The sequence below is a fragment of the Klebsiella sp. RCJ4 genome (assembly GCF_009025755.1).
Taxonomy (GTDB): domain Bacteria; phylum Pseudomonadota; class Gammaproteobacteria; order Enterobacterales; family Enterobacteriaceae; genus Klebsiella; species Klebsiella michiganensis.
This window is the reverse complement of sequence record NZ_WCIN01000011.1, coordinates 125,066-137,779: the sequence shown is the minus strand read 5'-3', so window position 1 is coordinate 137,779 and position 12,714 is coordinate 125,066. Positions and strand designations below refer to the sequence as shown.

The 12,714-nt window shown below is 51.3% G+C and carries 11 protein-coding genes and 2 rRNA genes; 8 read left to right on the top strand and 5 right to left on the bottom strand.

Annotation, left to right across the window (positions count from 1 at the left end; all coding sequences use genetic code 11):
• A 23S ribosomal RNA gene (locus F8562_RS03995) occupies positions 1 to 1,171 on the top strand; the annotation flags it as partial.
• A gap of 194 nt (positions 1,172 to 1,365) precedes the next feature.
• Positions 1,366 to 1,481, top strand: a 5S ribosomal RNA gene (rrf, locus tag F8562_RS03990).
• Positions 1,482 to 1,593: 112 nt separating this feature from the next.
• Here the strand turns inward: rrf and mobB are convergent.
• Together mobB and mobA are read right to left on the bottom strand one after the other, a co-directional pair.
• Positions 1,594 to 2,112, bottom strand: a complete 519-nt coding sequence (gene mobB, locus F8562_RS03985) for a molybdopterin-guanine dinucleotide biosynthesis protein MobB (RefSeq protein ID WP_014839873.1) — start codon at positions 2,110 to 2,112, stop codon at positions 1,594 to 1,596.
• On the bottom strand, positions 2,109 to 2,690 hold the full coding sequence (gene mobA / locus F8562_RS03980) for a molybdenum cofactor guanylyltransferase MobA (RefSeq protein WP_014839874.1): 582 nt from the start codon (positions 2,688 to 2,690) through the stop codon (positions 2,109 to 2,111). The genes mobB and mobA overlap by 4 nt, the downstream gene beginning before the upstream one ends.
• Before the next feature lie 71 nt (positions 2,691 to 2,761).
• On the opposite strand from mobA, the gene F8562_RS03975 reads away from it, so the two are divergent.
• The 3 genes from F8562_RS03975 to dsbA all read left to right on the top strand — a co-directional run bounded on the left by F8562_RS03975 (position 2,762) and on the right by dsbA (position 4,744).
• Positions 2,762 to 3,031, top strand: coding sequence for a YihD family protein (locus tag F8562_RS03975; protein WP_004855810.1), 270 nt, complete (start codon positions 2,762 to 2,764; stop codon positions 3,029 to 3,031).
• Between the two features lie 75 nt (positions 3,032 to 3,106).
• Positions 3,107 to 4,093 carry a serine/threonine protein kinase gene (locus tag F8562_RS03970; protein WP_014839875.1) on the top strand — a complete coding sequence of 329 codons (987 nt, stop codon included), beginning with the start codon at positions 3,107 to 3,109 and terminating at the stop codon, positions 4,091 to 4,093.
• Positions 4,094 to 4,120: 27 nt separating this feature from the next.
• On the top strand, positions 4,121 to 4,744 hold the full coding sequence (gene dsbA / locus F8562_RS03965; RefSeq protein ID WP_004855816.1) for a thiol:disulfide interchange protein DsbA: 624 nt from the start codon (positions 4,121 to 4,123) through the stop codon (positions 4,742 to 4,744).
• A 49-nt stretch (positions 4,745 to 4,793) separates the two neighbouring features.
• On the opposite strand, the gene F8562_RS03960 is transcribed toward dsbA, so the two are convergent.
• The gene (locus F8562_RS03960; protein ID WP_014227365.1) at positions 4,794 to 5,693 is read right to left on the bottom strand and encodes an acyltransferase; all 900 of its coding nucleotides are present in this window, start codon (positions 5,691 to 5,693) and stop codon (positions 4,794 to 4,796) included.
• A 396-nt stretch (positions 5,694 to 6,089) separates the two neighbouring features.
• Here F8562_RS03960 and polA point away from each other — a divergent pair, with 396 nt between their 5' ends.
• The gene (polA, locus tag F8562_RS03955; protein ID WP_032719412.1) at positions 6,090 to 8,879 is read left to right on the top strand and encodes a DNA polymerase I; all 2,790 of its coding nucleotides are present in this window, start codon (positions 6,090 to 6,092) and stop codon (positions 8,877 to 8,879) included.
• 349 nt (positions 8,880 to 9,228) lie between these two features.
• Here polA and yihA read toward each other — a convergent pair whose 3' ends face one another.
• Entirely contained in the window at positions 9,229 to 9,861 is a 633-nt protein-coding gene (gene yihA, locus F8562_RS03945; protein WP_004855823.1) for a ribosome biogenesis GTP-binding protein YihA/YsxC, read from the bottom strand.
• Between the two features lie 583 nt (positions 9,862 to 10,444).
• On the opposite strand from yihA, the gene yihI reads away from it, so the two are divergent.
• On the top strand, positions 10,445 to 10,951 hold the full coding sequence (yihI, locus tag F8562_RS03940; RefSeq protein ID WP_014227367.1) for a Der GTPase-activating protein YihI: 507 nt from the start codon (positions 10,445 to 10,447) through the stop codon (positions 10,949 to 10,951).
• 188 nt (positions 10,952 to 11,139) lie between these two features.
• Positions 11,140 to 12,513 carry an oxygen-independent coproporphyrinogen III oxidase gene (gene hemN / locus F8562_RS03930; protein ID WP_014836996.1) on the top strand — a complete coding sequence of 458 codons (1,374 nt, stop codon included), beginning with the start codon at positions 11,140 to 11,142 and terminating at the stop codon, positions 12,511 to 12,513.
• Between the two features lie 36 nt (positions 12,514 to 12,549).
• Here hemN and F8562_RS03925 read toward each other — a convergent pair whose 3' ends face one another.
• Positions 12,550 to 12,660 carry a YshB family small membrane protein gene (locus F8562_RS03925; RefSeq protein ID WP_004855828.1) on the bottom strand — a complete coding sequence of 37 codons (111 nt, stop codon included), beginning with the start codon at positions 12,658 to 12,660 and terminating at the stop codon, positions 12,550 to 12,552.
• Positions 12,661 to 12,714 lie beyond the last annotated feature (54 nt).

The window sequence follows — 12,714 nt, the reverse complement described above, 5'->3', positions numbered from 1 at the left end:
TGGAGCTGAAATCAGTCGAAGATACCAGCTGGCTGCAACTGTTTATTAAAAACACAGCACTGTGCAAACACGAAAGTGGACGTATACGGTGTGACGCCTGCCCGGTGCCGGAAGGTTAATTGATGGGGTTATCCTCGCGGAGAAGCTCTTGATCGAAGCCCCGGTAAACGGCGGCCGTAACTATAACGGTCCTAAGGTAGCGAAATTCCTTGTCGGGTAAGTTCCGACCTGCACGAATGGCGTAATGATGGCCAGGCTGTCTCCACCCGAGACTCAGTGAAATTGAACTCGCTGTGAAGATGCAGTGTACCCGCGGCAAGACGGAAAGACCCCGTGAACCTTTACTATAGCTTGACACTGAACACTGGTCCTTGATGTGTAGGATAGGTGGGAGGCTTTGAAGTGTGGACGCCAGTCTGCATGGAGCCATCCTTGAAATACCACCCTTTAATGGCTGGTGTTCTAACGTGGGCCCGTAATCCGGGTTGCGGACAGTGTCTGGTGGGTAGTTTGACTGGGGCGGTCTCCTCCTAAAGAGTAACGGAGGAGCACGAAGGTCAGCTAATCCTGGTCGGACATCAGGAGGTTAGTGCAATGGCATAAGCTGGCTTGACTGCGAGCGTGACGGCGCGAGCAGGTGCGAAAGCAGGTCATAGTGATCCGGTGGTTCTGAATGGAAGGGCCATCGCTCAACGGATAAAAGGTACTCCGGGGATAACAGGCTGATACCGCCCAAGAGTTCATATCGACGGCGGTGTTTGGCACCTCGATGTCGGCTCATCACATCCTGGGGCTGAAGTAGGTCCCAAGGGTATGGCTGTTCGCCATTTAAAGTGGTACGCGAGCTGGGTTTAGAACGTCGTGAGACAGTTCGGTCCCTATCTGCCGTGGGCGCTGGAGAATTGAGGGGGGCTGCTCCTAGTACGAGAGGACCGGAGTGGACGCATCACTGGTGTTCGGGTTGTCATGCCAATGGCATTGCCCGGTAGCTAAATGCGGAAGAGATAAGTGCTGAAAGCATCTAAGCACGAAACTTGCCCCGAGATGAGTTCTCCCTGACCCTTTAAGGGTCCTGAAGGAACGTTGAAGACGACGACGTTGATAGGCCGGGTGTGTAAGCGCAGCGATGCGTTGAGCTAACCGGTACTAATGAACCGTGAGGCTTAACCTTACAACGCCGAAGATGTTTTGGCGGATTGAGAGATTTTCAGCTTAGATTCAGAGTTGAGTACGCAATAATTTGCGCAGCAGCAAGGCGACAAGCGAAGGAAAGGAAGGAGCATACTGAGGTATGTGACTGACTTTACGAGCGCGGGCAACGCAGCTGATGCGATAAAGAATTGCGTACTGAGCACAAAGAATTTGCCTGGCGGCACTAGCGCGGTGGTCCCACCTGACCCCATGCCGAACTCAGAAGTGAAACGCCGTAGCGCCGATGGTAGTGTGGGGTCTCCCCATGTGAGAGTAGGGAACTGCCAGGCATCAAACAAGTGAAGAGCCCATCCTGACGGATGGGCTTTTTGCGTTTTTGTCGCCTGAAACTATCAGCAGATGCCTTCAGAAGGCGCGATCATGGCTATATCTCTGCAATAACTATCGGTCCTCGTTAAACCCCTTTAACCACTGCATAATAAAAGCGGCTATTTGCGGGACATCATTTAAATCTAACAATGGAAGCGACGTCTCGACCGGCGTATCGCTGGCTATGGCAATCACGTCATCGTCATAAGCTAATTCTTCAATACTATGTCCGCTGTTTTGCCGAAAAAGCAGGATTTTGGGCACAGCTTCATGCTTAAAACCCTCAACCAGGACTAAATCTAACGTTGATGCATCCATTCGGCTAACCAGCCATTCCAGATCCAGCGGAGGCTCTTCGGGTGTTTCCGTCATTAATGCCCAACGCTGGGAGCTGGCGACAATCGTCTGAGCCGCTCCGGCTTTACGCAGTTCATAGCTGTCTTTACCGGGCTTATCCACGTCCATATCATGATGAGTATGTTTAATTAGCCCTGGCCGTAAGCCTTCCGCGCGCAGTGCCGGAATCAGCGACTTCAGTAGGGTGGTTTTACCTGTACCGCTCCAGGCTGCGATGGCTAAAAGCGGGATCATGATGGCACCTGCATACGTTGCAAATCGTCGAGAGTATTGACGTTAATAAATGCTGATTTTACATCGCTAAAATCGACGCTATGACCGCCAATTTTGCGCAGAAATATCATTACCCGTCTTTCTCCTGCGGCCAGATACGTTTCCAGTTCGCCGATCGCCTCGCGATTCACCAGAGCAATGGCCGGATGGTCACGTTCACCATCGTGTACCCAAACGGCTGGAGAGGAATTTTTCTGCTGTATTAAGCGCGTCGCCAGAAATGATGGGATAAATGGCGTATCACAGGGACAAAACAGAAACCACTCGCCCTCAACCTGATGCATTACGGAAAGCATGCCGGCCAACGGCCCGGGAAAGTCGTTCAGAGAGTCGGTAATAATCGGGTAGCCGCTGCTTCGCCAGCAATCAAGATTGCGGTTAGCGCTAATTACCAGCTTTGTAACCTGCGGCTGCAGCGCATCGGCGACATGACGCCACAGGGCTTTACCTTTCAGCAGCTGTAATCCTTTATCTATTCCTCCCATGCGCGAGCCTCTTCCTCCCGCCAGCACGACGCCGGTTATGACCTTGCCCTGCATATTAATATCGCCTCTTTCATTGTGGGATTGTCCCTGCTAACGTATTCCTATCAAGAGTAAGGAGCATTGCTATGAAATGTAAACGTCTGAATGAAGTCATTGAACTCCTCCAGCCAGCCTGGCAGAAAGAACCCGAGCTGAATTTAATGCAATTTTTGCAAAAACTGGCGAAAGAGGCCGGATACACCGGTGAGTTGAACGATCTCTCCGACGATATTCTGATTTATCATCTGAAGATGCGCGACTCGGCAAAAGAAGCTGTTATTCCCGGGATTCAGAAAGATTATGAAGAAGATTTTAAAACCGCGCTGCTACGCGCTCGCGGCGTGATTAAAGAGTAAAAGGTTGTAAGCGCTGCCGCGGAATCGGCAATGAGATGATATCCTGTATCATTCGTACGATTATCGGATGTCAGGATGCACGATAAGGCTTTCACTTTTCAGACGCTTCACCCGGATACCATCATTGATGGCTTATTTGATCTGGGAATGCGGGTGGACTCCGGTCTCACACCGCTTAATAGCTATGAGAACCGGGTTTACCAGTTTCAGGACGAAGATCGTCGCCGCTATGTGGTGAAGTTCTATCGTCCTGAGCGCTGGTCAGCCCAACAGATCCTCGAAGAACATCAGTTTTCCCTCCAGCTCGTGCAGGACGAAGTCCCTGTAGCGGCGCCGTTGTCGTTTAACGACAGTACCCTTCATCAGCATCAGGGATTCTTTTTCGCCGTATTCCCAAGCCTGGGTGGACGTCAGTTTGAGGCGGATAACCTCGATCAGATGGAATGGGTTGGGCGCTACCTTGGCCGTCTGCATCAAACTGGACGCAAACAGCGTTTTGTCGCGCGTCCGGAGATAGGGACGAATGAGTATCTTCTTGAGCCACGCCAGGTCTTTGAGCTTTCCCCGCTGATACCTGCAGGTCTGAAAGAGGCTTTTCTCAGCGCTACCGATAAGCTGATTGATGCGGTAATGGCGCAATGGCACGGACGCGCCAGTATTTTACGGTTACACGGTGATTGCCATGCGGGAAACATCCTCTGGCGCGATGGGCCACTGTTTGTTGATTTAGATGATTCACGTAATGGACCTGCTATCCAGGATCTGTGGATGTTGTTGAACGGCGATAAAGCCGAGCAACGGATGCAGCTTGAGATGATCATTGAAGCGTATGAAGAGTTCGGCGCTTTCAATACCGATGAAATTGCCCTTATCGAACCTTTACGTGCAATGCGGTTAGTTTATTATCTGGCGTGGTTATTAAGGCGCTGGGAAGATCCCGCTTTTCCTAAAAACTTCCCGTGGTTAACCGGGGAAGATTACTGGCGCGGGCAGACAACAACTTTTCTTGAGCAGGTAAAGGTTCTGCAGGAACCGCCTCTTCAGTTAACGCCAATGTATTAATGTGATATATCCAGGAGAGAATTAATCATGAAAAAAATTTGGCTGGCGCTGGCTGGTATGATTCTGGCTTTCAGTGCATCCGCTGCCCAGATCACCGACGGTAAGCAGTACATTACCCTCGATAAGCCCGTTGCCGGTGAGCCGCAGGTGCTCGAGTTTTTCTCGTTCTACTGCCCGCATTGCTATCAGTTTGAGGAAGTTCTTCATGTATCAGATAACGTGAAGAAAAAGCTGCCTGAAGGCGTAAAAATGACGAAATACCACGTTGAGTTCCTGGGTCCGTTAGGCAAGGATCTGACTCAGGCGTGGGCCGTTGCGATGGCGCTGGGCGTGGAAGATAAAATCACCGTGCCGATGTTTGAAGCGGTACAGAAAAACCAGACCGTCCAGACCGTGGCCGATATCCGTAAGGTCTTCGTTGACGCCGGCGTTAAAGGTGAAGATTACGATGCAGCCTGGAACAGCTTCGTGGTGAAATCCCTGGTGGCTCAGCAAGAGAAAGCCGCCGCTGATTTCCAGCTGCAGGGCGTGCCGGCTATGTACGTTAACGGTAAATACCAGCTAAACCCGCAGGGTATGGATACCAGCAACATGGACGCATTTGTTGCCCAGTATGCCGATACCGTTAAGCAGCTCGTTGAGAAGAAATAAAAAATAAACGCCGGTTACTGACCGGCGTTTTTCTTTTCTGCGCCCACAATTATTTCTCTGCCTGCTGCATTATTTCCGTTAGCTGCCGATCTTTCTCTTCCCAAAGCCTGTTTAGCCAGCGCTGAAAGCGTCGCTTAAAGTTTTTGTCATTTACATAATCGCCGTGCAGCTCTTCCATCACAGGTTCAAGACTGACTCGCACCACAACCCGCGTTAATCGGCCGCTCAGCATGTCATAAAACGGCTTTTGGTTGTTTTCCGGATAGCATAACGTGACGTTCAAAAGCTTATCAAACTGCGAGCCGAGCACGTTTAATGCCATGGCAATACCCGCAGCCTTTGGCGATAACAGATTCTGGTAAGGCGAACGGGTCTGCTGTTGCTTTTCTTCCGTGAAACGAGAGCCTTCGACAAAGTTAACAATCGTTGTTGGATGCGCGCGGAATTTCTCGCAGGAGCGGCGAGTGGTTTCAACATCTTTGCCCCGGCGTTCTGGATGGCGGAGTAAATAGCCTCGGGAATAGCGGCGCATAAAAGGCATATCCAGCGCCCAGCAGGCCAGCCCAATAAACGGCACCCAGGCGAGCTGTTGCTTGAGGAAATATTTATTCATCGGGATATGTTTGCGAAACAGCACGCAAAGCACCACGATATCTGCCCAGCTATGGTGGTTGCTGATGAGCAGATACCAGTTTTTCTTATTCAGGCCATCCAGGCCCTGTACATCCCATTTAAGCCAGGGATTAAGACGCAGCAGCAGAGCCAGCCCTTCACACCAGCAGTACATCATGAAATTGCAAAAAATGGATATCGAGCGCCAGACCGCAGGAATAGGCACAAGAAGTTTAATCAGCCCGGCGACGATGATTGGCACCGAGCAGATTATGGTGACTATGATAGTCAGGGCGATACTCAGCGGGAGCGTTATCGCGGCGAGTAATCTCGACATAGTTAATTTATTCAGAAAGTTAGGCTGTCAAAGAACGCGTTTAAACGGCGCAAGAGGCTGATTTTACCAGAAAATAGCGTAAATAACGGGTCTTACCAGAACAGAAAAATTTTCGGATCTTATATCCACATGGAACATTGAGTCGCCATGATGTTATTAAAGCAAATTATGAGTGTATAACTTAATGATAAATATGAAATAATTTGTTTATGGATGATTTGATTAACGATTGTTTGGCTGTCGTTATAAAAATATTCACAAAGTTATCCACAGGATAGCCCATAACGCGATCGAAAGGATCGCAGAATCTTTTCGACGAAATGCGGGAAAAATTCAGGATTTAATGCCCGTCTGTGGCATCCTTTACCGATAATCTGATAAACAGGCACGGAAATTATGGTTCAGATCCCAGAAAACCCTCTCATCCTCGTTGACGGCTCCTCTTACCTTTATCGGGCATATCACGCGTTCCCCCCGCTGACGAATAGCGCTGGTGAACCGACAGGCGCAATGTATGGCGTGCTGAATATGCTGCGAAGCCTGATCCTGCAGTATCAACCGACCCACGCTGTCGTCGTGTTTGATGCCAAGGGGAAGACTTTCCGTGATGAACTGTTTGAGCACTATAAATCTCATCGCCCGCCGATGCCGGACGATCTGCGTGCGCAGATCGAGCCGCTGCATGCCATGGTAAAAGCGATGGGCCTGCCGCTAATGGCTGTTCCTGGCGTAGAAGCCGATGATGTCATCGGTACCCTGGCGCGCGAAGCTGAAAAGGTCGGGCGTCCGGTACTGATTAGCACCGGCGATAAAGATATGGCCCAGCTGGTTACGCCGGGTATTACGCTGATTAACACCATGACCAATACTATCCTTGGCCCCGATGAAGTGGTGACGAAATACGGCGTACCACCGGAGCTGATCATCGATTTTCTGGCTCTGATGGGAGATTCATCGGACAATATTCCCGGCGTACCTGGCGTGGGAGAAAAGACTGCGCAGGCGTTACTGCAGGGGCTGGGTGGTCTTGATACGTTATATGCTGAGCCTGAAAAAATCGCCGGGCTGACCTTCCGCGGCGCAAAAACGATGGCCGCAAAGCTGGAACAGAATAAAGAGGTGGCATACCTCTCTTATCAGCTGGCGACGATCAAAACGGACGTTGAGCTGGAGCTGGGCTGTGAAGATTTGCTGGTTGCGCAACCCGTCGCTGATGAACTGCTCACGCTGTTTAAAAAATATGAATTCAAACGCTGGATCACCGATGTAGAGTCCGGCAAGTGGATGCAGGCAAAAGGCGCTAAGCCTGCGGCGAAGGCGGTTGTAGCGGTGACTGACGTGGCCGATGCGGAGGAGGAAACCGCGACGGCGCTCTCTTCTGAAAATTATGTCACGATCCTTGATGAAGAAACGTTGTTGACCTGGATTGAGAGCCTGAAGAAAGCGCCGCTTTTTGCCTTTGATACCGAAACTGACAGCCTCGATAACGTATCCGCCAATATGGTTGGCTTATCCTTCGCCATTGAGCCTGGCGTTGCGGCCTATGTACCGGTTGCCCATGATTATCTGGATGCACCGGATCAGATCCCGCGCGACCGTGTCCTTGAGCTGCTGAAACCGCTACTGGAAGATGACAAGGTTCTGAAGGTTGGGCAAAACCTCAAATATGACCGCGGTATCCTGGCTAACTACGGCATTGAACTGCGCGGTATTGCCTTTGATACCATGCTGGAATCCTACATTCTTGACAGCGTGGCGGGCCGCCATGATATGGATAGCCTCTCCGATCGCTGGCTGAAGCACAAAACCATTACCTTTGAAGAGATTGCGGGTAAAGGTAAAAACCAGCTCACCTTCAATCAGATCGCGCTGGAAGAAGCGGGCCGCTACGCGGCGGAAGATGCCGATGTCACGCTGCAGCTGCACCTCAAAATGTGGCCTGAACTTCAGCAAAATGAAGGCCCGCTGAACGTCTTTAAAAATATTGAAATGCCGCTGGTGCCGGTGCTATCCCGCGTGGAGCGTAACGGAGTGAAGATTGATCCGGCCGTGCTGCATGCGCATTCTCAGGAGATAGCCAAACGCCTGATTGAGCTGGAGAAGAAGGCGTATGATATCGCGGGTGAGGAGTTTAACCTCTCTTCGCCGAAGCAGCTGCAAACCATCCTGTTTGAAAAACAAGGTATTAAGCCGCTGAAGAAAACCCCGGGCGGCGCGCCGTCTACCTCGGAAGAGGTGCTGGAAGAGCTGGCGCTGGACTATCCGCTGCCGAAAGTCATCCTCGAGTATCGTGGTCTGGCAAAACTCAAATCCACCTATACCGATAAGCTGCCGCTGATGATCAGCCCGAAAACGGGCCGGGTTCACACCTCTTATCACCAGGCGGTTACGGCAACGGGACGTTTGTCGTCTACAGACCCGAACCTGCAGAACATTCCGGTGCGCAACGAAGAAGGGCGGCGTATCCGTCAGGCGTTTATTGCTCCGGAAGATTATCTCATTGTCTCTGCCGACTACTCGCAAATTGAACTGCGCATCATGGCGCATCTTTCCCGCGACAAGGGCCTGCTGACCGCGTTTGCGGAAGGGAAGGATATCCATCGCGCGACGGCGGCAGAGGTCTTTGGTTTGCCGCTGGAGAGCGTCAGCAGCGAACAGCGCCGCAGCGCGAAGGCGATCAACTTCGGCCTGATTTACGGCATGAGCGCATTCGGCCTTGCGCGCCAGCTCAATATTCCACGCAAAGAAGCGCAAAAGTATATGGATCTCTACTTTGAGCGCTATCCGGGCGTGCTGGAGTATATGGAGCGCACCCGCACCCAGGCCAAAGAGCAGGGGTATGTTGAAACGCTTGATGGCCGTCGTCTCTACCTGCCTGACATCAAATCCAGCAACGGCGCGCGCCGCGCCGGTGCCGAGCGTGCGGCGATCAATGCGCCGATGCAGGGAACCGCTGCCGACATTATTAAGCGCGCGATGATCGCCGTAGATAGCTGGTTATTAAGCGAAAAACCGCGCGTGCGGATGATTATGCAGGTACACGATGAACTGGTCTTTGAAGTGCATAAAGACGACCTTGAGGCGGTTGCGAAAAAGATCCACGAACTGATGGAAAGCAGCACGACGCTGGCGGTTCCGCTGCTGGTGGAAGTGGGTAGTGGAGAAAACTGGGATCAAGCGCACTAAGTATTCGGTAAGGAAGGTCATTTCTTGTAAGTGAGTAACATAACTTATCGCATTTTGTGATGATCATTTGAATTTGCTATGTAAAGAGTGAAAAAAAACTACAAAAAATGCTTTATCCGTAACCGAAAGAAGAGTAGAGTTAAAGACGTAGGGTACAGAGGTAAGATGTTCTATCTTTCAGACCTTTTACTTCACGTAATCGGATTTGGCTGAATATTTTAGCCGCCCCGGTCATTTATGACCGGGGCGTTTTTTATTGCGCGAAAGAAAATTTTTTGCGTATCGATGCTGATGAGGCGGGCTACCCGGATAGAGCCCCACGCGCCGCTATCCGGAGAAGTTAGCGAGATTATTCGCCGTCTTCAGAGGCTTCCTGAGGAGGGATATCGTTATACCAGCTATCCAGCTTCTGCCGTAGTTTATCCACGCCCTGCTTCTTCAGGGAAGAAAACGCTTCGACCTGCACATCTCCGTTAAAGGCGGTGACCGCTTCACGAACCATGGCGATCTGCGCTTTTCGCGCGCCGCTGGCCAGCTTATCGGCTTTGGTTAGCAGCACCAGTACCGGGATATCGCTTTCCACCGCCCATTGGATCATCTGCTGATCGAGATCTTTAAGCGGATGACGAATATCCATCAACACAACCAGCCCTTTCAGACAGAGGCGTTTCTCCAGATATTCACCCAGCGCGCGCTGCCACTTGATTTTCATCTCTTCCGGAACCTGGGCATATCCATAGCCCGGCAGGTCGACCAGGCGCTTGCCTTCAGCGACTTCAAACAGGTTAATAAGCTGCGTACGGCCTGGCGTCTTCGAAGTACGCGCGAGGCTTTTCTGGTTAGTCAGCGTGTTCAGCGCGCTGGATTTCCCGGCGTTAGAGCGGCCAGCAAAGGCCACTTCAATACCGGTATCGGCAGGAAGATGGCGGATATCTGGCGCGCTAGTGACAAAATGCGTCAGTTGATAATTCCAGTTGGTCAAGACGGTCGTCTCCGTTAAATCAGGCTTTGACGGGGATTATACCTGAACAACAGAAAAAGGCTGTTTTTACCGCACCTCATCGCTGTAAGTTAAAACCACAGTCTTTGTGAGACATTGGCTATTGGTTATATGAGAAATTCATGAGAAAAGTCTGATTAAAAATAATACAAAGTTATATAAATCATTGCGTTGAAATGAAAGAAAATTCTGAAACTCGTTTTTTTTCTGTACAGTCGGTTGTAGGTTTCCCGCAAACCAGTAAAGTAGCGGTCAAGGGCGAGGATGCTAACAGGATTATGACTCAGGATGAGGAGTCAGGAAGCGCCAGGAGGCGAAGACTACGGATTGTCAGGATGACAAACGTCTGGAGACGTTTTAAAAGGAAATGGATGTAACAGGGATCGTTGGTAGCTAAAGGAAAGACAGGGTGTGTCGTTAGCTAACATGGAAAGTAGAAGCCCATTAAGGGTTATCAGTGCGGAAAAAGGCGACAGAGTAATCTGTCGCCTTTTTTCTTTGCTTGCTTTCTGCTAGATTCCGCCTCAATTCTATACTGAAGAAAACGGCCTGAAGATTACACAACATGAAAAAACCGACATCCGTACCTCGCGGTAAAAAAAATCGCAAAACGCGTGAAGAATTGAACCAGGAAGCCCGCGAGCGCAAGCATCAGAAGAAGCATCGCGGCCACGCGGCAGGAAGTCGTGCGACCGGCGGCGACACCGCTTCAGCAGGTAAAAAACAAGGTCAGCAGCAAGATCCCCGAATTGGCAGTAAAAAACCAATCCCGCTGGGCGTAACTGAAAATGCTCCGGCGATTAAGCAGCATAAACCAAAGAGCGAGAAACCTATGCTTTCACCGCAGGCTGAGCTGGATTTGCTGGAGAACGATGAGCGCCTGGACGCGCTGCTGGAACGTCTGGAAGAGGGCGGTACCCTTAATGCTGAAGAGCAAGCCTGGGTTGACGCTAAGCTGGATCGTATTGATGAGCTGATGCAGCAGCTGGGCCTCTCATACGATGATGACGAAGATGAAGAAGAGGAAGAGCGCAAAGAAGATATGATGCGCCTGCTGAAGGGTGGAAACTAACGTTTGCACCCCATCGGATTCCCGGTCCTGCTTATAACCCTTCTGGTTATATGTTATCTGCTGTGGTTATTCGTTAAACTACGACGGTTGTCGCGGCGTCAGAAATGGCTGCGCAACCGGCTCATTACCCGAGGTGCGGTTGGGCCGGGGCGGCGTACCCGCCGACGGTACCATCGGAAGGAGTGAGCATGTCTGTGCAGTTAATCGACTGGGATCTGGCCCTGATCCAGAAATATAACTATTCCGGGCCGCGTTATACTTCGTATCCCACCGCGCTGGAGTTTTCTCCAGAATTTGGCGCCGCTGAATTTGATGCGGCGGTAGCCCGCTATCCGCAGCGTCCCCTCTCGCTGTACGTGCATATCCCGTTTTGCCATAAACTCTGCTATTTCTGCGGCTGCAACAAAATCGTCACCCGTCAGCAGCATAAGGCCGACCAGTATCTGGATGTGCTTGAGCAGGAGATTATTCATCGCGCGCCGCTTTTTGCTGGCCGCAAAGTTAGTCAGCTGCACTGGGGGGGCGGTACGCCAACCTATTTAAACAAGGCGCAAATTAGTCGTCTGATGGGGCTGCTGCGTACCCATTTCAATTTTAACGCGGATGCAGAGATCTCCATTGAGGTTGATCCGCGCGAAATCGAACTCGATGTCCTGGATCATTTACGCCTCGAAGGCTTTAATCGCCTGAGTATGGGCGTGCAGGACTTCAACAAAGAAGTGCAGCGCCTGGTGAACCGCGAGCAGGATGAAGCGTTTATCTTCGCGCTACTCAACCACGCGCGCGATATCGGCTTTACCTCTACCAATATCGACCTGATTTACGGTCTGCCGAAGCAAACGCCGCAGAGCTTCGCGTATACGCTACAGAAAGTGGCGGAGCTCAACCCCGATCGTCTGAGCGTATTCAACTATGCGCATCTGCCAACGCTCTTTGCTGCGCAGCGCAAAATCAAAGACGTCGATCTGCCTTCTGCAGAACAGAAGCTGGACATTCTTCAGGAGACGATTGTTTCGCTGACGGCCGCGGGATATCAGTTTATCGGCATGGACCACTTTGCCCGTCCGGATGATGAGCTGGCGATAGCCCAGCGTGAAGGTATCCTGCATCGTAACTTCCAGGGGTATACCACCCAGGGAGACACCGATCTGCTGGGGATGGGCGTCTCGGCGATCAGCATGATTGGCGATTGCTATGCGCAGAACCAGAAAGAGCTGAAGCAGTATTATCAGCAGGTTGATGAAACCGGAACGGCGCTGTGGCGCGGTATTGCGTTGACGCGCGATGACTGCATTCGTCGCGACGTGATTAAGGCGCTAATTTGTCACTTCCGTCTCGACTTCGCTGCGGTAGAAGCGCAGTGGGATCTTACCTTCGATAGCTACTTTGCCGACGATATGAAATTGCTGGTGCCGCTGGTCAAAGATGGGCTGGTGGATGTGGATGAGAAGGGCATTCAGGTGACGCCGAAAGGCCGGCTGCTGATACGCAATATCTGCATGTGTTTTGATACGTATCTGCGCCAGAAAGCGCGGATGCAGCAGTTTTCCCGCGTGATATAAAGCATACCCCCACTCCAGGAAGGAGCGGGGGTATTATCAGCTAAACAGCCCAACCATCGCCGCGCACAGAACGGCAGCTACCGCCGTCTGCGGCGTATGACCCGCTGCAACACCGCTCGATATAATATTAATAAATGATTCAAGCATGATTTCTCCCCCGTCTTTCCGGGCAAGATCATACTCAACGCATGGCAACAGTAA